This window comes from Bradyrhizobium murdochi (genome assembly GCF_000472965.1).
Taxonomy (GTDB): domain Bacteria; phylum Pseudomonadota; class Alphaproteobacteria; order Rhizobiales; family Xanthobacteraceae; genus Bradyrhizobium; species Bradyrhizobium murdochi.
Genome location: NZ_AXAU01000034.1, coordinates 22,033 through 42,881, shown reverse-complemented (window position 1 = coordinate 42,881; position 20,849 = coordinate 22,033). Strand labels below are relative to the sequence as shown.

General features: G+C 58.2%; 18 protein-coding genes and 1 pseudogene. 16 read left to right on the top strand and 3 right to left on the bottom strand.

Annotated features, from left to right (window positions below):
- Positions 1-561, top strand: a pseudogene (locus tag YUO_RS45590) (hypothetical protein); the annotation flags it as partial.
- A gap of 59 nt (positions 562-620) precedes the next feature.
- Positions 621-881 carry a transposase gene (locus YUO_RS42800; RefSeq protein ID WP_035728292.1) on the top strand — a complete coding sequence of 87 codons (261 nt, stop codon included), beginning with the start codon at positions 621-623 and terminating at the stop codon, positions 879-881.
- A 339-nt stretch (positions 882-1,220) separates the two neighbouring features.
- On the opposite strand, the gene YUO_RS44165 is transcribed toward YUO_RS42800, so the two are convergent.
- A complete protein-coding gene (locus tag YUO_RS44165) occupies positions 1,221-2,165 on the bottom strand; it encodes a class I SAM-dependent methyltransferase (protein ID WP_051379817.1) in 945 nt (314 codons plus the stop codon).
- 1,097 nt (positions 2,166-3,262) lie between these two features.
- On the opposite strand from YUO_RS44165, the gene YUO_RS46760 reads away from it, so the two are divergent.
- From YUO_RS46760 to YUO_RS0135010, 3 genes are all read left to right on the top strand, one after another.
- The gene (locus YUO_RS46760) at positions 3,263-3,535 is read left to right on the top strand and encodes a hypothetical protein (protein ID WP_156908900.1); all 273 of its coding nucleotides are present in this window, start codon (positions 3,263-3,265) and stop codon (positions 3,533-3,535) included.
- 216 nt (positions 3,536-3,751) lie between these two features.
- A complete protein-coding gene (locus YUO_RS0135015; protein ID WP_198028159.1) occupies positions 3,752-3,940 on the top strand; it encodes a hypothetical protein in 189 nt (62 codons plus the stop codon).
- Positions 3,941-4,130: 190 nt separating this feature from the next.
- Entirely contained in the window at positions 4,131-5,072 is a 942-nt protein-coding gene (locus tag YUO_RS0135010; RefSeq protein ID WP_028351365.1) for an NAD-dependent epimerase/dehydratase family protein, read from the top strand.
- A 290-nt stretch (positions 5,073-5,362) separates the two neighbouring features.
- Here the strand turns inward: YUO_RS0135010 and YUO_RS47405 are convergent, their stop codons facing one another.
- Entirely contained in the window at positions 5,363-5,611 is a 249-nt protein-coding gene (locus YUO_RS47405; RefSeq protein ID WP_051379816.1) for a C40 family peptidase, read from the bottom strand.
- A 359-nt stretch (positions 5,612-5,970) separates the two neighbouring features.
- On the opposite strand from YUO_RS47405, the gene YUO_RS42785 reads away from it, so the two are divergent.
- From YUO_RS42785 to YUO_RS49170, 11 genes are all read left to right on the top strand, one after another.
- Complete coding sequence (locus YUO_RS42785) at positions 5,971-7,248, top strand: hypothetical protein (RefSeq protein ID WP_051379815.1); 1,278 nt, start codon at positions 5,971-5,973, stop codon at positions 7,246-7,248.
- Between the two features lie 361 nt (positions 7,249-7,609).
- Positions 7,610-8,875 carry a hypothetical protein gene (locus YUO_RS42780; RefSeq protein ID WP_156908899.1) on the top strand — a complete coding sequence of 422 codons (1,266 nt, stop codon included), beginning with the start codon at positions 7,610-7,612 and terminating at the stop codon, positions 8,873-8,875.
- A gap of 528 nt (positions 8,876-9,403) precedes the next feature.
- A complete protein-coding gene (locus tag YUO_RS0134985) occupies positions 9,404-10,954 on the top strand; it encodes a lipopolysaccharide biosynthesis protein (RefSeq protein ID WP_283806439.1) in 1,551 nt (516 codons plus the stop codon).
- A 3-nt stretch (positions 10,955-10,957) separates the two neighbouring features.
- The gene (asnB, locus tag YUO_RS0134980; RefSeq protein WP_028351363.1) at positions 10,958-12,793 is read left to right on the top strand and encodes an asparagine synthase (glutamine-hydrolyzing); all 1,836 of its coding nucleotides are present in this window, start codon (positions 10,958-10,960) and stop codon (positions 12,791-12,793) included.
- Position 12,794: 1 nt separating this feature from the next.
- Positions 12,795-13,385, top strand: a complete 591-nt coding sequence (locus YUO_RS48575; RefSeq protein ID WP_028351362.1) for an acyltransferase — start codon at positions 12,795-12,797, stop codon at positions 13,383-13,385.
- 4 nt (positions 13,386-13,389) lie between these two features.
- On the top strand, positions 13,390-14,457 hold the full coding sequence (locus YUO_RS0134970) for a glycosyltransferase family protein (protein ID WP_028351361.1): 1,068 nt from the start codon (positions 13,390-13,392) through the stop codon (positions 14,455-14,457).
- 24 nt (positions 14,458-14,481) lie between these two features.
- The gene (locus tag YUO_RS0134965) at positions 14,482-15,336 is read left to right on the top strand and encodes a class I SAM-dependent methyltransferase (RefSeq protein ID WP_028351360.1); all 855 of its coding nucleotides are present in this window, start codon (positions 14,482-14,484) and stop codon (positions 15,334-15,336) included.
- Positions 15,333-16,262, top strand: a complete 930-nt coding sequence (locus YUO_RS0134960; protein ID WP_028351359.1) for an NAD-dependent epimerase/dehydratase family protein — start codon at positions 15,333-15,335, stop codon at positions 16,260-16,262. The genes YUO_RS0134965 and YUO_RS0134960 overlap by 4 nt, the downstream gene beginning before the upstream one ends.
- Positions 16,259-17,431 carry a glycosyltransferase family 4 protein gene (locus YUO_RS0134955; RefSeq protein WP_028351358.1) on the top strand — a complete coding sequence of 391 codons (1,173 nt, stop codon included), beginning with the start codon at positions 16,259-16,261 and terminating at the stop codon, positions 17,429-17,431. The genes YUO_RS0134960 and YUO_RS0134955 overlap by 4 nt, the downstream gene beginning before the upstream one ends.
- Before the next feature lie 660 nt (positions 17,432-18,091).
- Positions 18,092-19,276, top strand: a complete 1,185-nt coding sequence (locus YUO_RS0134950; RefSeq protein ID WP_028351357.1) for an O-antigen ligase family protein — start codon at positions 18,092-18,094, stop codon at positions 19,274-19,276.
- A gap of 39 nt (positions 19,277-19,315) precedes the next feature.
- Positions 19,316-19,516, top strand: a complete 201-nt coding sequence (locus tag YUO_RS49170; RefSeq protein WP_035728290.1) for a DUF6894 family protein — start codon at positions 19,316-19,318, stop codon at positions 19,514-19,516.
- On the opposite strand, the gene YUO_RS45580 is transcribed toward YUO_RS49170, so the two are convergent.
- Positions 19,494-20,645, bottom strand: coding sequence for a glycosyltransferase family 4 protein (locus tag YUO_RS45580; RefSeq protein WP_083754847.1), 1,152 nt, complete (start codon positions 20,643-20,645; stop codon positions 19,494-19,496). The two genes, YUO_RS49170 and YUO_RS45580, sit on opposite strands and share 23 nt — an antisense overlap.
- Positions 20,646-20,849 lie beyond the last annotated feature (204 nt).

The window sequence follows — 20,849 nt, the reverse complement described above, 5'->3', positions numbered from 1 at the left end:
TCGGGCGGTACTGGCCCACAGCTAAAGTTCTCGGGTGCGCCGGTCACGGCCGGCATGTGGACTGGGTGGGCTCCAATAGGGGCCGAGCAGACGGGTAGCGGCTACGACGTCGCGTGGAAGAATGCGAGCACCGGCCAATACAACATTTGGAGCACTGACCCGAGCGGCAACTACATTACCAACCTTGTTAGCTTTGCATCTGGCACCAGCACCGCTTTGAGATCGTACGAGACCACGTTCCACCAAGACCTGAATGGCGATGGCACGGTCGGTGTTGCATCGTCGACTGCTCCTGCCGTCTTGCCATCCGCGACGGCACCAGCAACCAGCAATGCATTTGCGTTCCGTCCGGGAAGTCAGACAGTAGATAATGTGCTTTTCGATGCGGCATCAAACAGCGCAGGATTACTGAATTATTGGAGTGATGTTCGCAGTGCAGGACCTCAGTTCGCGCTGCAAACGGTGGGTACTGAAGAATTTTGGACCCCTAATCACACCGCCATAGAGGGCTCGATCTCTCATTCTCATGATCTTGTAATGCAAGGGTTCCTCACGCATTAAGGTATCAATCCGCTGAAGGCCGCCTTGCCGAGTGAGGCGTGTTTTTGAGAACTGTCCTTATGGACAGTGATAAGGGCACCCAGGTCGAGCAGCTTGACGTAGTGGAGAGGGGCCGGCGCCGACGCTGGTCCGAGGGTGAGAAGCTCAACATCGTTCTGGAGAGCCTACAGGCGCCGCGTCAGGTTGCGGCGACGGCGCGGCGGTACGGCGTTTCCCGCTCGTTGCTGCTGCGGTGGCTGGCGAAAGCCAATACCGGGCCATATCGAAGCGGCGAGAACCAAGAGGCACATGAGAGCGAACGGTCCGTCCGCGGCGGATAAGTCGGCGGTGAGGGTCGCCTGCCAGCAGCTCATCGACGACTTTCTGAAGCCCGGCTTTCTGTTTACTATCCGGCCCACGCAGTTCAACTATCCCGTCGATATCCTGGGAAAATGGCACGGCACCAAGTATCGTTTCATTCAACGCTACCGCTCAGGCTTCCCGGAGAATCTCGGCGAAGAATTCGGCGCCCCGTTCGCCCGCCTCGGACTGGATCAGCCGCAATCGCTTCGACATCCAGTGGCACCGTCACATCGGCGAATGGTTCTGTCTCCATCGTGGCCAATTGACTTAGGTTCATTTTATCGAAAGCCGAGTATTTTAACTCATGGTGTCAATATTCACCAAACGCCCCTCTTTTGCAGGATCGAGACGCAATCGAGTCCGTCCTCACCCCAACCTTCCGCGCGGCCCTGGATCTTCTGAACCGCGACATCAAGACCGAGTGCAGCGGCATACTCCCGCATGATTTTGCCGGACATGTCGGACCGCGTACCGATGTTCGTGGCCCAGTTGCTGTCGGGAGCCGTCTCACCGAAGTTCGAATGATGTAGGAACGCCGATCCACCAGGCTTCAAAACCCGCTTGATGTCGAGCAGATAGTCGCGAACGATCAACTTGTCGAAATGAACCATCGAATCCCAGCTGTAGACGAGAGTGATGCCGTCGTTCGGGATCATCTTGAGGTGATTGCCGTCGGTGACATGATAATAGAACCGCGTCCCGTCTTTGGTGTCACCGAACCGCGCGCGGCAGGCGTCGATGCACGTTTTGTTGATATCCACGAGGTGCATGAACTTAGTGTGTCGGCGTAGAAACTCGGAATTGCGGCCATGTCCGCAGGCGAGGTCGAGCACCGTGGTAAAATCGAGATCCCTAATCAAGGGGAAGATGATTTGATTCCACTGCAATTCCATAACCGGCTCTGCATCGATGAAGTAGCCCTTGGACACGTCGTGCGAGTGGCCGCACTGGATGGCCGTCTTCCACTTTACGAGTTCCTCGATCGCAGGCTCCACGTTCTTGGTCGGATCGGCCGCTAGACGTTCAAGGGCCTCTCCCCCTTTCTTGGCAATATCTGGTGCGAAAAAGTGGACCGCATGCCCAGTCGGATAAAGGTCATGGGATTTGATCAGGGCCATAGCGTGGGGGCTCAAGCTTCTGGACAGGGCACGCGTGTCGATCAATCTGATCCACGCGAAAATATCACGCGGGTTTGCCTTGATCGCCGCATCGTGATCACTTGGAACGAACATGCGTTGGAACGCGGACAACAAGAACTTCATGCTAGGTCCTTTCCTCGATCCAGTTGGGAGCAACATCAACGAACTTGCGGGCCGCCTCCGACTTGTTTCGAACCTTCGTGGGCCACGGATAGCCAGGCCCTATTTTGATTTGATAGTTGCATACTCTTCGGCGCGCTTTTTTTGCCAAGCATCATAGGCCGGGGGTGCCAGGTCTCGGGGGAGCGCCGGCTGGCGGGGCTGAACATGTCCACGATCGGATTGAAGCCGATGCTCGCGCAACCTGCAAGCGAGGTTTAGCGTCGGCCTTCGCATGGAACAATGATGGTGTCTCTTTCCAATGGCGGTGTTCCTTCGTGACGAAGACATGATGAAGCCGCTGATCATGAAAAATGTCGAGCCACCAAAAGAATTCGGTCTGAGGTCCCATTTTCCCACAAGCCGATGCTGGCCTGTTTCCGACCTCGGGTGGCCTAAGTTGAAAATCAGGGGGCCTGATTTGAATGGAAGTAGGCAGCTAACTTAGGTGGCGGCATCTCTAATTCACGCTGGAAGCGGATCGCGACGTCGCACGAACCCTCTGCGCTCAACTTTTGGTGTCAGGCCTTTTCTTGGTTAGTTACCGGCGGGGAACCGTCGCATTCCCAACCAAATTTGGCTTCGGTTCCATTCGAAGATTTTCCCGCAGCTCTTGGACTGTCGATTGTGCGTACCTTGGGAATCTCTGCGGCCGCTATGGCGGCTGGGCGTTGCTGTACTGTCGACCATTTTCATCGGACTGGCTCACAGCGATGGATGGTCAGTCTGGTCCGCCCGCTCGATGGCTGGGAGCCTCTGCCCGCCGGCCCTCCGCTTCTACCCGTGGCGGTCCTGGCGGCCACAGCGTGGGGCCTGATGCTGCTGACGGACACGTAGGGTCGCCTCGGGTCGTCGTAGTTTCCGCTCCACTCAGGGAGGCGCATAAGTTGAGCAAGTCAGCGTAGGTCACCGTAGTAGCTGTAGTGTCGATCGCTTGGCTGCTGAGCTGGACGAGCTGGGCCTTTGTCCATTCACGGCAAGCGATCGACCCCGCCGATATATCTCCGCAACCCTGGCGCCCTTATTGGGAAGCAAAGTCTTCGTTCGGTCCGGAGCAACTGGTGAGCATAGTGCCGCGAATTAAAATCCAAGCCTGCGTGAAAGCCGAGATGGCCGTCAGACCCCACATGCGACCTTCGCCACGGGTACTCCCACTCTGTGGCATTGATGATCATGCCGAGATCGATGCCGATCTGGCCAACATCATGGTCTCTGGCGTTGCCCTTGTTGGAGAAACCAAACGCCCTTTCACGGTCAAGCTTCAGCATTATCCGCCATCGGCTTCTGAAACGGGATTGATAGTGCTTTCGATTGATCATGGACAGGTGGATTAAGACCTTTATTTATTGAGCTCCCACAAGCCACGCCAAATTCTCCGATTTCAGGGTTTTCGCATGGGGTTGTGGTGAGAGGCCCCTCCCGATAAGGGAGGTCCGGAATGATTTGGTTCTTAGGATACGTGGTAGCAGTCCTGGTACTGTTTCTTTTGTGCGCCGTGCTTCTAACGCGATGCCAAGGCCAATCTTACAAATGTCACGTTGGTCGACCGCGTGGCTGACGAAGATCTCGAGGCATTTCTTGCGGCCGCGGATGGCTGGCTCATTCCCTACTGCAAGAACGTCGCCGGTGTGCCAGTGCCGAGCCGGTTCTACAATCTGCTTGCAGTCGTCGTTCTCATCTCGGGGCGGGACTCCGAAGCCGCGCTTACGGTAAAGGAAAACAGTTTGGTAGGGTTGTGAGGCCAGGCCACACATGTCAGATCAATCGGTAAGGCGATACGCGCTGGGTGTCTGTCGCAAGATGTCTCGACGGCTGAACGCGCGGTTGCGACCGCCGGCAACCTCAGTCCTGATCGCGCCTTGACGAGCTATGCCATATTGAATTAGGGGGGGCTGCTTTGCGCAATCCGAAACGAGCAGGGTCGATGTCATGAAGGATGAGCGAGGCGTCGTCCTGGTAACCGGCGCGAGCGGTTTCGTGGGCCGGCATCTGGTGCTCGCGCTGGCGCGCGATGGATGGGTTGTGCGCCGCAGCGTTCGCAAGCCATCAGGACGCGAGGGCGAAGTCGTGGTCGAATCGATCGGCGCCGCGACCAATTGGCAACACGCGCTTGCCGGCGTGGACGCCGTGGTTCACCTTGCGGCCCATGTCCACCGTCCACATGAAGAGCGCGCAGTCGAAGTCTACCGCAATGTCAACATTGAAGGCACGCTGCACCTTGCGAGCAGCGCATTGAACGCCGGTGTGCGCCACTTCATCTTTGTCAGCACCATTCTGGTGCACGGCCGCAGCAATGACGGTCGCACCCCGTTTCGCGAGGACGACGATCTGATGCCGCGCGGCCTTTATGGAATGTCGAAAGCAGCCGCCGAAGCCGGCTTGAAGACGTTGGCGCAAGGCGCCGAGATGTGCTTGACCATCATCAGACCGCCGCTGATCTATGGTTCCGGCGCAAAAGGGAATTTCGCGCTACTGCAGAAGGCGATCGGACTTGGCATCCCGCTTCCGTTTGCGGGGATTCACAATCGTCGTGCGTTCTTGGCCGTAGACAATCTGTCGTCGTTTATCCTACATCGGCTTCCGCGCCGAGACGAAAAGTTCGAGGTTTTCCTCCTAGCGGATGAGGAGCAGGTTTCCACCCCGGAATTCATCACGCGGCTTGCACACGCGGCGGGCGGTTCGGTGCGCCTTTTTCACATCCCGAGACCGCTGCTGAGCGCGCTGCTCAGGGTCAGCGGCCGCAAGGAAGTCAAAGAGAGCCTTCTCGGTTCCCTGGAGGTTGACCTTTCCAAGGCCAATGCGACGGGCTGGCGGCCGCCGATCACGCTCGATGAGGGGCTGAGACGGGCATTGCGCGAGCCCGATCACTGACCTATCGAAAGCCGTCCGGCTCTGGATTGTCGTCTCCAAGAGAATGTGCAGAAGTAGTGCTACCGTTAACTCTCCGATCAGGAGCGACGCGATGTTCGGCCGCTGAACGGTTCCTTGCACGATCGCCGCTGAACGCCTGCCACGAGGTCGCCAACATCAATTTCGTCCAGACGTCGGGCGCTGCTGACCTTCAATCGGAATGGCAGCTTGACCGCCTTTACACGGCCGTCAACGCAGCCGCGAGCACGCCGCAAAGCAGCATGATGAGTTTCATGTTATCTCCGATGATGTTAGGGTTTGCGCGATGCCGTCGCGCGGCGGTTAGGCATTCCGTTTGCGACGAGAACTATCTTCCGAACGTTGGCAGGCTGCACGTTGTAGATCGGTCGGCGCGCCTTATAGGGCCGCGATTTCGCAGTTCGCGTGATGCAGACCTGATCGGACTGGTTGCCGCCGAGGCAATGATAGGCATCTTCACCGACACACAGCGCGACATGGCCGTCGCCGTCTCGTTTGAAGGTCAGGACATCGCCAAGCATAGCGCCGCCGTCCGCCGGCTTCCCAAAAGTCGGCCCACGAAAGCGCCCAACGCGGACTATCAACCACCTCTTTGCCGGCGCGTTTGGCGACCACGGCCGCGAAAAGCCCGCACCACGGGATCGAGTCATGGCTGTACGTTTTTGCCAAACCCGACTTCCGCAGCCCATGCCAGGATCGTTGGATTGTCCTTGGAGCCGGCCGCCTCGACCGTGCCGAACAGCTTCAGGACCTCATTTTCGGGCCCGGCTCTTGGGACAGCCAGCCGTATTGCGCCGGGAGCGCCATGGCAAATTCTCCGATTCAAGGGTGATCTAGGGTGGGTTGTAGTGGTAGGAGGTTGTCATCGGGAGTGCGCCCAATGACGACCGTGGAATTGACCTTACGAAGAGGCTTGCGTTACGAGCATGTGGCGCTGGGGTTCGCCTTTACCCTGCTGCTATGCGTCTCGATGGTGCTTGTTTCGCGGGATGTCGAAGCGGCCCATCACATTGCATTCGATAGCCGCGCTATGCTGCCTGCCGCCTTTTCAGTTGCGGCGTTCAGCCTGTGCGCCTACCTTATGTTCTCGTCGAACAACGCGTTCAGTGTTGCTGTGTCGTTCTATCTTTTTGCGATTACGGCTGGGTATCTATGGCTCAGTTTCTTCACGCAGCTTTCATACGATCACGCAACAGCTCGGCTATCGGCCGTAGCCATGTGGGCGGCTTTCGCAATACCGGCCCTAACGATCAACAGATCGTTGAAATTCCGTGATTTTCTGACAATCAAGCAGATGGACTTGATATCCGTCTTTCTGATCTGCGCTTCCGCCGTGATCGCTCTACGCGGCTATTTCCTTGGCTTCCATTTCGTGGGCTTCATCGAAGGTGATCCCCTGCGGAACACTCTTATCTTGCCTACATGGATGCGTTACGCCGTCCCAATCCTGACGACTGCAGCACTACCATTTTGCTGTGCGTGGCTGCTCTTTCGAAAGCGGTATATTTTGGCCTTGGTCGCGCTCACGGTATGTTTGGCCTACTACCCCATCACACTACACAAGACGGCGCTGATGACACCGATTTGGCTGGTCTTTATCTCCATACTGTTGAAGCTTGTGCGGTGGAGGGTCGCAGTCGTCCTGTCCCTTCTCATTCCGCTCGCAATCGGGCTTGCCGCCTTAGCCGTGGCGCCGCTCTACTACACACCCATTTTTCGGGTGATAAACTTTCGGATGCTGGCGATACCGGCAAGCGCGCTGGACCACTACTTCCACTATTTTTCGACGCACCCGCTGACGAACTTCTGCCAGATCTCTATTATCGGGAAGCTGCTCAATTGCAGCCTGCCCGATCAGCTCGGCGTATTGCTGGCCCAAGAATACAAGACCGGTAATTACAACGCCTCCCTGCTTGCGACGGAAGGGATTGCATCTGTGGGGCCCTACGTTGCCCCGGTCTCTGCGTTTTTTTGCGGTCTCGTATTCGCCGCAGCGAACTTGGTCAGTAACCGCCTAAATCCATCTTTCGTGATCTTGTCGGGCGCGGCCATGTTGCCCGCTATAATGAACGTGCCGCTCTCCACCGTGGCGCTTACGCATGGAGGGATAGTTCTGGTTATTCTTTGGATGCTGACGCCAAGCGATGCGCCCAGATAATCCGAATGATGTAGTTGGTGATGATGGTCCAAATTCTCCGATTTCAGGCGTGTTCCAGGTGGGGTTGAGAAGCCACACTCTTCGCGAAAGGCGATTGGCTGGCTTGTTCGCTGTGGAGTTGTGGTGTTAGATTCTCCCGGCCGGGGAGAAATATGTTTCCCGGGGTGGCCGTCGCCGTAAAGACGGGTGCTCATGCAAGATTTGCTGCAGCTACCTCAAATAATCCAAGGTCTAGGGGGGACTCTAGCATGCTTTGGTTCTTCGGATCTGTAGCGGCAGTCTTCTTGCTGCTTGTTTTGTGCGCCGTGCTCTTAACACGCCACTTGACTAAGTGGCCGGAAGATCGGAGTGGAACTCAAAATTGAACCGACTAGTGCGGCCATTTTCTCTCTCGGTTGCCAGCAAGCAGGCCGCATTAATATTGGCGCTTCTCGCGCTGCTGATTGCATCCAACTCTCATGTTGCCTTGATTTTCCCAAGTTACATTTCGCCGCTACATTTTTCGAGGCTGTCGGACGCGGTCACAGCTATTGCGCTTAATCTCTGCCCACTCCCGCTTTTTATTCTGGCGCGATTCAGCTTTGGCTACGTGGTAGCCCTGTGGATGTACGGCATGATCGCCGGGTTCATTTTCCTGAGCTACTCGACAACGCTCGAATACAACCACGATCAGGCGAGGATATCGGCACTGCTGTGCCTCATCTCGTTTCTAGTTCCCGCACTGTTCCTCAGATTGAAAATCACGCCCTTTTCGATAATGCCAAGGACGATGGATGCGCTGATGATCGGCGCATTGATCGCGAGCGCCGCCGTCGTTGCGGCATGCGCGATGTACGGTTTCAGACTTGCTGGGCTGTTGGAGTCTTTAGCAATGCGGGAAGAAGTCGTCAGGCCGAGGCTGCTGAACTACTTAAGCGGCATCGCGTCCGGCGCGATACTTCCTTTCTGTTTCGCTTACTTTGCTCTGAACCGGCGCTGGGTGCCGACTGCGATCGCGGCTATCCTGCTGCTGTCTTTTTTCCCCGTGCTGCTGAATAAAACCGTCTTGATGGCGCCGGCGTGGCTTGTCTTTCTGCTAGTGCTCTACACGGTATTCAACCCCAAGATGGCAACTGTCCTTTCTATTCTGATTCCGCTGACCTTGGGTGCCGGGGCCTACTTTCTTCTACCCGACATTGGCAGATACGCCATTGGCTACATCAATTTTCGGATGATCGCGATACCCTCTCTGGCGCTCGACCACTATTTTGCGTTCTTCAGCACCCACCCGTACACCAATTTTTGCCAGATCAATTTCGTTCGTCTCTTTACCGATTGCCCCTACACCGAGCAGCTTGGGATAATCCTGAAGCGCGAATATGATCTTGGAAACTTCAATGGCTCCCTGTTTACAACAGAGGGCATCGCGTCGGTTGGGCCCGTGCTTGCTCCCATCTCAACCTTCGTTTGCGGCATCATTATCGGCCTAGGCAACGTCGCCTCAGCACGACTTTCGCCACCGCTGATTGCCGTTTCGAGTGGGATACTCGTGCAAGCCCTCATGAACGTGCCGCTTTCAACTGTACTGCTTTCCAATGGAGGAGCCGCACTGTTCGCGCTTTGGTTTATCTCTCACCGCGGGAAGTAGACGGCCTACGCGAGGTAAAATAGTCTGCGCCGCATGACGACATCTCACTGATTTCCCACGCACTGCGTAAAGCCGGGATTTTCATTTTGCAGCGCCACCAGCGGTATTCGTGAACAAAAATCGCATGGTAGTCGTGGTCTGCGCCTGGTTTGCGCGCCTCACGAATCGCCGCATCCGCCACACCGTCATTTGACCCCATAGCTGTGCAGACGTAATTGGTACCCGCAAATGCCGTACCAGCGACAGTGCTAAATCGTGCTATTTCAATGGCTTACGGGGACTGCATTGCGGCCGCTTAGCAGCTCCTGTAGATAGACAGCGGCAGGGTAAACCAAACACTCCGCGATCGCTCTCGGTCCGCTCTTCAACTAAGCAGCAAATGCGCTTCTTGTTTTTCGCGGCACGGGCCTAGTTCTCCGGTCATCGGGTAGCTGAGCTCATTTGCTGATCGATGTCGCGATGCCTTGAGGACGTTGACGGTCGATCTGACGAGCAAGCTAAGCAAAGTGCGATGGCCCGATAGCTAATATGGGATTGAGAAAAAGCCCGACCGATCTACTGAGTAATTCTGCCTGGAACGCGATCGCCTTTGTCGTGGCCGTAGCACTGAATCTGGTGATTCTGCCGTTCGTGGTGTTTCGCCTCGGGGTCGCTGCGTTCGGCGTCGCTGGGCTCGTCACGGCATGCGTTGCGCCCGCGCTGGCATTCAGCAACGCTCTTGCATTGTCGATGACGCGGGAGCTCGCCCTGCGGCTGGACCCGTCCGAGCGCAATGATGCGCGACGCATATTCGCGACCGCATTGATGCTGGCATTGGCAACCGGCTGCGGGATTGTGACGATCTTCGCCTTGGCCGGCGCACCGCTTGCGCGCATCGGATTTCATTTGAGTGGACCGTCCGCGGATGATCTAGGACTCGCATTTGTGCTGGCCAGTGCCGGATGGCTGTGCCAGTGCCTGTCCGCTGTCTTCCTGGCCTTGTTCACGGCGCGCCAGGACTATCGAAGGGTTGCTTCGATCAGCATCATCAGTACTGTGGTCGCAACAAGCTCCATGCTGTTGTTGATTCCGCGCTGGCCTCAAGCCTCGACGTTTCTCGGCTGTCAGGCGTTGGGTTTTGCAACGAGCCTTGTTCTAGCCTTCGGATGGTCCAGACGTGTCATAGGCGAGTGGCTCGCGCGCCCGACGATCGATCGCGGGTCGCTCGGCAACCTCGTCAAGCTGGGCGGCTGGCAACTGGCCGCACAGAGTGGCGCGCTCATTGCCGCACAGGCGGACCGTTACTTGCTCGGAGCTTTGCTGCAGCCGCAATTCGTCGGCTTTTATACGATTGCGCAGCGGCTGGAGGAGGCGGTGTATATCGGCGTCCTGAAGGTTGGCGAAATCCTCTTCCCGTTCTTCAGCGCTCTAAAGGAGACTGACGATCGCAAGGCCGATCTCCTGTTCCGCTCGTCCTGGATACTCAATGTGCTCGCCGCGAGTGCGCTTGGCGGCCTTATCCCCGTCGCCGGCCCGTTGCTTCATCTGTGGACCGGCGCGGAAGTGGCTGCCGAGGCCCAACGTGTGCTGGTGATACTGTCGATCGCCGGCATCCTTGGGTCGGGCTCGAATGTCTTTGCTTTCTATCTTCTGGCGCAAGGGCGATCGAGTTCGAATGCCTTGATCGCACTGCTCACGGGCGTGTTCACGGTGGCGACCAGTGCGATCGCTTTGCCGTATTTCGGATGGCAGGCGGCTGGCTGGAGCGCCTGCGTTGGCATGATCGCTCAATTGGTCACCGTCGTGATCTTGCTGCGCCGGCATTTCGGCCTCGCCGGTATGCGGTTGCGTCTGACCCACTTCGTGTTGATGCCGATTGGCGTCGGGATCGCAACCGCGCTGGCGTTGCGATATGGCTTCCGTAATGCGCAACTCGACCAGGCAATTGGCTGGTGGTACGTGGGGGGCTGTTATCTGCTGGCGGCTGGTATCATTTTCGTCGTCACGGTCGCGGTCTCACGGGCCGGCCCCTACGGCGCGGCCTGCTGGCGGGATCTCCGCGTCATCGCTAGCCGCTTCCTGTCCCTCAAGGCGATCTGAAGAATGTGCGGAATTGCAGGCATCATGAACCTCCGTGGCGACGCGGTCGAACCGGCGGAAATCTCGCGACTGACGAATCTCCTCGCGCATCGCGGACCCTTTGGCGAGGGAAGCTGGTTCAGCGCGAACCGCAATTTGGCGTTCGGCCACCGCAGGCTCGCCATCATCGATCCTGGCGAGGGAGGCTTTCAGCCGATGGTCTCCGGCGACGGCCGTCATGTGATCGTGTTCAATGGCGAGATCTACAACTTCCTCGAACTGCGGCGCGAGCTTGAGGCGCAGGGGGCAATCTTCCGCAGCCAGTCCGATACCGAGGTCATTCTGGCCGCATGGCAAGCGTGGCGGGAAGGCATGCTGACGCGCTTCAACGGAATGTGGGCGCTGGCGATCTACGACACCAAGACCGAAGAGCTGTTCCTGGCGCGCGACCGCTTCGGCATCAAGCCGCTGTTGTACGCGCTCACATCGGAACGCTTTGTCTTTGCATCCGAGCAGCGCGCATTGACGCGAAGCGGCCTGATCAACCCATCGCTTGATATCGACGTGGCGCGACGGCTTATGCTTGACTCCTTCGGAGTCGAAGGAAGCGAACGGACCCTTTGCCGGGAGGTGCGCCGCCTTCAGGGCGGACATTGCATGTGGCTGCGCCAGGGCAAATTGGAGGTCCGGCGTTGGTGGCGGACGGTGGATCACCTGCCGGTAGTCCCGAACACCGAAGCCGAACAGGTGGAACGCTTTCGCGAATTGTTCCAGGACGCGGTCGCGCTTCGGATGCGCAGTGATGTGCCGATCGGGACCTGTTTGTCGGGAGGGTTCGATTCGTCGGCCGTGATCAGCACCATGGCTGCGCACGAAAAGGCCGGCATGGGTCCGCGGGACAGCACCTCGTGGCGCCACGCTTTTGTGGCGACGTTTCCCGGCGCATCGAATGACGAGCGGCCAATGGCGGAGGAGGCGGCGGCTTGGGCGGATGTCGTGCCGACATTCCTCGAGATCGGGCGGGCCGACGCGCTAGCCGAACTCGACCAGATCCTCGACGACAACGATGACGTCTATATCGGACTTCCAAGCGCACCCTGGTTGATCTATCGAGAACTCAGGCGTCACAACGTGACCGTCTCGCTGGACGGTCACGGCGCGGACGAGTTGATGGGGGCCTATCTTCAGGAGGGGCAATCGGGGGCGTTCTGGATGCGAAACCTGCTCGCCGGATTTGCTTCCAGTTCGGCACCGGCGCGGCGAGGCACCGATCTGTTGCGGGCGCTGATGATCCGGCGCCAGGGAAACTATTTCCTGCGTGGCGGTCTGCGCGATGTCCCGGCGGAGCTTCCGCTGGTCGGAGAAGACGACGTGCTGCCGCGCGACTGGGGGGCATTGAACCGACGGCTCTACCGGATGTTTCACAGCACCGTGCTGCCGACCATCCTGCGAAACTTCGACCGCCTGTCGATGGCTCACGGCATTGAGGTCCGCATGCCGTTCATGGACTGGCGTCTGGTCACCTATGCGATGGCGTTGCCGGAATCCAGCAAGTCATCGAATGGCTATACCAAGGTCATTGCACGAAAGGCGATGGCTAACCTGATGCCGGAATCCATCCGGATGGGACGCCGAAAGGTCGGATTCAATTCGCCGATGCCTGAATGGTTGAATGGACCTCTGGCTGGCTGGACCGCGGATTTGCTCGTCCAGAAGGTGCCGGCATTTGCCGAGCTGGTGGATGAGGAACGCTTGCGCCGGACCGTTGGCCATCTGAGCTCCTCGAAACAGTGGAATTGGGAGTCGGTCGGCCGGATCTGGCCGTATCTGAACATGAAATGGATGCTGGCGAGGTCTTAGCATGCGGCGCATCCTGATCGGCCTAATCGACACCATCCTTGGCTGGAAGAGCCGGCTTTCCGGGGCGGTAAGTATCGGACGTGGTTCGACGATCGCATGGCGTCGCATCAGGCGCGCAGCGGGCAACGCTTTGTCGGTAGGAGAAGATTCGATCGTCCACGCTGATATTAGTTTCGAGGAAACGGGAGGCAAAATTCAGATCGGAAGCCGCACATTTATCGGACGAAGCCATCTGATCTGCTATCGAAGCCTCTCCATCGGCGACGATGTCATCATGTCATGGGGGATTACGATTGTGGACCATGATTCCCATAGCGTCGATTGGATAGACCGCCGGAACGACGTTCGCGACTGGCGTGCCGGCCGGAAAGATTGGGAGAAGATCGCGCACGCGCCCGTGGTGGTGAGCAATAGGGCTTGGATCGGATTCAATGTGAGTGTGCTGAAGGGAGTCACGATTGGAGAGGGCGCCGCAATCGGGGCCTGTTCGGTCGTCACCCGGGATGTTCCGCCGTACACGTTGGTGGCCGGGAATCCGGCCAGAGTGATCCGGACATTAAGCTCCCCGCCAGAAGCAAGTGCCGAGGGTTGAGGTCATGCGTGTTTTCCAGAACAACGGCTTATCCCGCGGATTCCAGGTCCATCGTCGCCGCTCGCCGTATCAAAGCTTCGCTGCCGGACGAGCGCAGTTTCTGGATACCAGATTTACGGCGTCCCATATCCTGCTGCCCGTACTGACCAACGCCCCGGATGCATTTTATACCAATGGCGATGACAAGGACCTGCAACTGCTCTGGGCGAAAGAGAACGGTCTGCAGACAGAAAATATGGAGCAAATTCTGCTCGCGCAGATCGAGCAACACCGCACTGAAGTGTTCTACAATCTTGACCCGATCCGTTACGGCAGCGAGTTTGTCGCGAAATTGCCGGGCTGCGTGAAGAAATCGGTTGGCTGGCGCGCTGCGCCATCCGGAAACGCAGACCTGTCGAAATACGACCTGATCGTATGCAACTTTCCTTCAATTCTCGAGAATTGGCGACAAAAGGGCTGTCGAGTGGCGTATTTCTTCCCGGCGCACGATCCAGTGATGGATGCCTATGCCGCAGTTCGAAGTGATGAAGTCGATCTCATCTTCATCGGCGGATTCTCGCGACATCACGTCAAGCGCAGCCAAGCCCTTCGGGCGGCGGCTGCAACGCCCGGTGTTCGGGCACGCTTTTACCTCGAAGATTCGCGGCTTACCCGATTGGCAAATTTTCTTCCTCCTTTGCCTGCGCTGCGCTCATATCGTCATCCGCACGAAATTCGGAAGGTTCGCGCCGATCCGTTGTATGGCCGCGATGCCTATGCCGCGATCGCGCAGAGCCGGATCGTTTTCAACGGCGCCGTGGACATGGCGGGGGAGGATCGCGGCAATATGCGATGCTTTGAGGCGACGGGCTGCGGAGCGGTCCTTCTGACCGACGCGGGGCGCTATCCGGAAGGCTTCGTCAATGGCGAAACCATGTTGCAATATTCCTCGCCTGAACAAATACCGGAATTGATCGACAAGCTGATGAGAGATGAACCCCTGGCCAGATCCATCGCTCAGGCGGGTTGCGCTATGATAAAAGAGCGCTATAGCAAACAACTGCAATGGGCGACATTTCAGGATCTGATCTGAATGGCGCGCTGGGTTAGCTAGTTTATGGTGGAACAGCGATTCACGACGTGGGAAGATGCCGTCGTTTGGCTGCGCAATCAGCCGGACCAGCGTCAACTCGTGCTTGATGCGTTCTACGACGATCCTCTGATTGTTGCCGCCAAGCGCTATTTTGCTAGTGCCGAGTGGCAGGCGGTTTCGAAGTTTTTGGAGAATCGGACTGGCAAGGCGCTCGACGTCGGCGCCGGGCGCGGAATTGCGAGCTACGCGCTGGCGCGAAGCGGCTTTGCGGTCACTGCACTCGAGCCTGACCCCAGCGTCTTGGTTGGGGCGGCGGCGATCCGCGCGCTTGCGGCCGAGGCTGGCTTGCCGATCGAGGTAGTCGAGGAGTTTTCCGAGCGTCTCCCGTTCGCTGACGGCGTGTTCGATGTCGTGTTCGCGCGGGCCGTGCTGCACCATATGCGCGATCTCGACAGCGCCTGCCGGGAAATGTTCCGCGTGCTTCGCCCGGGTGGAATCCTCATCGCCGCGCGCGAACATGTGATCAGTAGGGAATCCGATCTCGGGGCATTCCTCGATCAGCATCCCCTGCATCATCTCTATGGCGGCGAGCACGCGTATCTTCTCGATCGATATATTGGCGCGTTGAAGAATGCGGGATTTGCTGCGATCGAGGTGCTCTCGCCGCTCAAGAGCCCGATCAATCTGTTTCCCCATACAATCGAGACGCTGCGGGCGGCCGTCATGGAAAGATTGGCGGACAAGATTCCGGTCAAGCCCGTTTGGCGCGCAGCGCTCGCTTCCAGGAGCGTTTTCACCTCGTTGCTGTCGATGGCAGAGCGCTTTGATCACCGGCCCGGCCGGCTCTACTCATTTGTCTGTCACAAGGCGCCAGCATGAACGTGTGGGTTACCGGCGCCAATGGCTTCATCGGTCGGCATCTCGTTCGAGTGCTGACCGATCGGGGCTATCGCGTTCACGGCATCGGTCACGGCGCGATCGGCGACGCCGAAAGGCATCGCATCGGGCTGGTGCATTGGCTGAACGGCGAGATCGATGCGGCCAATCTCAACGCGCTTGCGGAGCGCGCTGAGCTGCCATCGACGATCTTCCATCTGGCCGGCGGATCGTCGGTCGGGTTGTCGATCGCGCAGCCGTTTGAGGATTTTTCGCGCACCGTTGCGAGTACGGCCAGGCTGCTGGAGTGGCTGCGCGGGACCGCCAGGGATTGTCGCTTGATCGTCGCGTCGAGCGCGGCAGTCTATGGAGACGGTCATGGGGGAGCGATTGCGGCGGATGCCGCAACGCTTCCGATGTCGCCCTATGGGCAGCACAAGCTGATGATGGAGCAACTGTGCCGAAGTTATGCCGTCACCTTTGGCATACGCAGCACGGTGGCGCGGCTGTTCTCGGTCTACGGCCCAAACTTGCGCAAGCAATTGCCATGGGACATCTGCTCCCGCTTGCAAGCTGGTGAACGGAACCTGGTGTTGGGAGGTACAGGTGCGGAGGTGCGGGACTGGACCGATGTTCGCGACGTCGCCCGGCTATTGGCCGTGGTCGGCGGAACGCCGCAGGCGGAGCCCTTTCGAGTGATCAACGCGGGCTCCGGGCTTGGAACGACCGTGGCACGGGTTGCCGCCATGCTTGCAGAAAGCTGGGGCGGAACCGTATCGGTACAATTTTCTGGCATTGTACGTGCCGGCGACCCGTCCAGTCTGCTGGCGGACGACGCAACGCTCCGCGCTCTGTCCTTCGACTGGACGATCCCGGCCGAACAGGGCTTTGCGGACTATGTCTCGTGGTTCAAGGGTCAGGGCCGGTGACCGAGGGTGCGCCGCTGCGTGTCGCTTTTACGCATATTCCCCGCAGGCTCTGGGCCGGCGGCTATAACTATCAAAGCAATCTATTTCAGGCGCTGAGCAAGTTCCGCTCCGGCGAGTTTGCGCCCATCCTGTTTGCCGGGGCCGGTGACGATGATGCCGATCTTGCGCCGCTCGCCGCGATACCTAGTGTGGAGGTGGTGCGATCGGCGGCATTCGACGGCCGTGCCGGTTTGGCTGCCGCGCTGGCATGGGGATTGGATCGGGAGGCGGTGGCCGATTTCCGGACGCATCGAATCGACGCCGTCTTCGAAGCTGCCCGCTTCTTTGGCTGGCGACTGCCTTATCCCGCAGTGGCCTGGTTTCCCGATTTTCAGCATCGACGATTGCCGCAGTTGTTTCCGGCGGCGGCACGGTGGCGTCGCGAAGCCGGTTTTCGAATGCAGATCGCATCGGGGCGCACCGTCATGCTGAGCAGCGAAAGCTCGCATCGCGACTTCCGGAAGTTCTATCCCGGAGCGAAGAACGAGGTCTGTGTGGTTCGTTTCGCGACCGGGCCGTCGCCGGCGTTCCTGACCGGAAATCCGGTTGAGATCGTTGCGCAGTATCAGTTGCCTGAAAAATACTTCTACCTGCCAAATCAGTTCTACACGCACAAGAATCACCAGGTAGTCGTCGATGCGCTGGCCATCCTGGCAGAACGAGGGTTCGATGCCGTGGTATGCGCCTCGGGCAGCACCGAAGACCGGCGCGAGCGAGGCTATTTCGATGAGGTCATGGCGGGGGTCCGAAGTCGCGGGCTCGAAAAACGCTTCCGCCATCTGGGAATGATTCCGCTTGCGCACGTTTACGCGTTGCTGCGGGCGTGCGCCGGGCTGATCAACCCGTCGCGATCGGAGGGATGGAGCACAACCGTCGAGGAGGCGAAATCGTTTGGGGTGCCGATGATATTGTCTGATCTTGACGTCCACCGCGAACAGACCAACGATACGGCGAGCTATTTCGGGACGGATGATCCCGCGACTCTGGCCGATCACCTGATGCGGGTATCGCAGGATTCAGAAGCTTCAATAATTCGAAACCTGGTTCCGTATCAGGACCACCGCGTGGCGGCTTTTGCAGCGGATTTTGGCAATACGGTTCAGCGTGCGATGCAGGCCTCTCTGCGGTGACGCTTCGCAGTGAGCGGTCAAGTCGATCCGCAGCCACTACATAGGTAGAGTGCGGGACACGTAGTCCTTTCAGCCTACCAATTTTGATAAATAGGGTGTTCTCCAAATTTTGGACCACAAACTTATGGGGCTGGCGGTTTGGGCCTCGATCTTAGCGGCCGCGAGGCGGTAGTTGCCGGCCAAGCTCCAGTAGGCCGCCCGAGCCTCCGGATGTTGGCAAAGATCGGCCTGCTCCAGACAAAGACGCTCCCACCGGCGATATTCTTCCGCGTTGTTACACATCGTCCCCTCCGTCACTCGGCACAAGCTTTGCCCAGGACGGTGTCGAGAATGGGGTCGGACTAGGCCAAGCGTCGGCCAACAATCAGGCGCGGGACCGAAGTCTCGCGCCCATTGTTGTCATCGCCGCAGTCGGTGAACATGTGCGGCAAGCGGCTGCCTGTTGTGTTTCGTGTTCCCCGCCCATTCAGCGCCACCGCAACCCATTAACCAACCTGACTGAAGTCGAGCGACAGCTTGTCGAAGCGCCTGATCGAGGAACAAATCAAATCTGGATAGCTTGGTCACTTTCCTTTATTGCTTTGCGGCGCTGCAATATTACTCATGAGGCGCCTGTTAAAACTGCCGACGGGTCGGGATGGGGTAACCGGGGGCTGTGGCATGACGTGGCGAATTCCGTTTGCGATTCTGATTTCGAGCGGCCCGATCCTTGCCCTGATTAATGGGGCGCTGGGTTCGATCAGCAACCCGGTTTTGACGGCGGCCGTGCTGGGTGGCTCGACGGTGGTGATCGGGCTGTTCGGCCATTACCGGGGAATTGTGCTCCGCGAGATCGACGTTCTGTTTGCGGCCCTTGTTGCGACTATTGCGGTCTCTGTGGTGCTCAACGGTCTGCCGCCGGCGCGGGATGCTGCGTTGTTTGCGCTTTCACTTGCCGCCTATCCGGCCTGTCGTGCCGTGCCCTTAGGTAAGCCGTTCGGAGCCTTTTCAGCCATAACGATTTCGATTGTTCTGCTTGGGGCGATTGTGGTCGCGGGGTCTCTCTATGGGGCGGCCGTAGACCTGCGCGGGCGTCCTGTCGTACTCGGTTTCGGGCATGCCCCGACGGTCTTTCTGATGTCACTCGGTTTCCTGCTGATCGTGATTGCCACGTCGGAAAAACTGACAATCCACCGGGCGATTTTCGCATGTGTCATTGCCTGCGGTCCGATCGTGATATTCGCTGCGGCGCAGGTTCGATTTGTATTCGTCGCGCTGTTGATTGCGTTGCTGGCGTCGTTGCTGGTGGCTCGGTCGAGGCAGCGGGTGGCCGTCTCAGTCATCGTTGGTATCTTTGTCTTGGCGGGCACGATCGGGTTTGCCGCCCGGCATCAAACCTCGATCGGATCACTTCGCGCCGCGATTGATCCGTTCAACGGCCACGCGCGATCTGAAGCGGAAGAATGTGCTGAGTCCTATAACACGGTCGAGATGCGAAAGACATTGCTGCGCTCCGCGGTTTCAAAGATGCCGGATGCTGGTTTGTTCGGACACGGCCTCTCTTCGTTCGAGCGCACGTCATGCCTGAAGATGTTCCCGCATAATGCTGTCCTGCAGGCTGCGGTCGAATTCGGTTGGCTCGGTGGAGCGGCGCTTGTGCTGATGATTGTGTTTGCGCTACGCCGGATCTGGACGGTAGCGAGAATGGACCGTGAAGGCGCCTTTGTTTTCAGCGCGTTGGTTTTTGTGCTGGTGAACGACCTTGCCTACGGCAGTCTGGTATCGTCCGGCCTGCTGTTCCTGTTCCTAGGCTACGCTGCCCGGCTCACGGAACAATCATCTCCAGTGACAGGGGCCTCCGCGTGAGATATCCCGGCCTGGCCAGGGCAAGTTGGAAATGAAGCGATGCCACATTACTACTTCGACGTAAGAGACGGGTATCATCTATCCTTTGACGAAGAGGGATACGAGCTACCGAACATCGCGTGCGTCCGGGAAGAGCCCGCGCGATCCTTGGCGGAAATGGTCCAAGATGCACTTGGGTTTACCCGAGATTTTTTGGGCAACGGCAACGCCGTGCAGCTTAACCGTGCGCCGGACGTGTAAGTTCGTTGTAAAGCTCCACAATCGAAGCTCCCACGATTTTTGCCGAATGTTTGGATACTACCTGATTGCGCGCTGACCGAGCGTACCGTGTTCGGAGTTGTGCCGAGTTGGCGAGGCGCAGAATAGCATTCGCTAATGCTGCAGGATTCTCAACGGGCACTTGCAATCCGGTGTCGTCGTCAATGACGATCTCGCGGCAACCTGGTGCATCAGTTGCTATCAGTGCTCGGCCACACGCGGCTGCCTCCAAAAGGCTAACGGGCAGGCCCTCCCGGTGGGACGGCAGTATTGCGAAATGGCAGCGCCTCCAAAGCGAGGCTATGTCGTCGATGTGTCCCAGCCAAGTGACCCCAGGACGTCTACTCCATTCTTCGACTTCCTCATAAGAGACTGATGCAGGATTCGCCGGATCTGGCTTGCCGGCAATCACGAGCCTGAAGTCGTGCCCTTGATCCCTCAGAATTTGGTGAGCCGATACCAAGGCTCGAATGCCCTTATCGGCCAACAATCGTCCTGCGAAGCCGAAGGTGATAGGTCCTTCAGGCTCGGGCAGCGGCTGAAAGAGATCGGTGTCTACGCCCGATCCGGGGATGACGACAAGGCGCTTCTCGTCCACTCCCAGATCGGCGAGAACTTTTCGATCATCCGAATTTTCAACCAAAACTACGCTGGTTCGGCGGTTCAAGAGCGGAGGCAGCATCCAGCCGATGATGGCCTTTAGAATGCGCTTCCTCCGAGCTGTCGACGTAAAGATATACCCAAGTCCAGTGAACGCATTCACTTGTGAGATGCTGCGCCCAATCACGGCAATCGTACCGTAGAAGCAGCACTGCAACCCAGACTGGTGTACGATGTCCGGTCTAATGTCGCCTTCAAGGCGTCGTAGTGCTAAGATTGTCCGGATTGCAGCAATCGCAGACAGTCGCCCACGGCTGAATGGAATGCTGTGCAAAATGAAGCCCTCTGCCTCAATCGCGGGACCATGCTCGTTAGTTCGCGTTGCGACATGAACTTCGAAGCCAGCTTTCTTCGCCGCACGAGCCATGAGTAGTCGGCCTAGCAAGAAAGCCCAGTCCTCATTTGCAACGTACAATATGCGTCGCGGATCAGTGGCGCAGCCAACGGTCATGTGTACACGGGGGCATCGAGGTGACTTGACGAGAGACTGAAACCGAAAAGGACGGCGTTTGTCGCTTTCTTAGTCACTGTCGGCCGTCCGAGCAATGGTCCGAGAGTTGTTAGCGGTCCGGACAGCACGTAGGTACCGGCATAGCAAGGAATGGTATTGAAAGAGGTTGATGAGGGATGTCGCGCCAGCGAGTCTCGGTGCCGC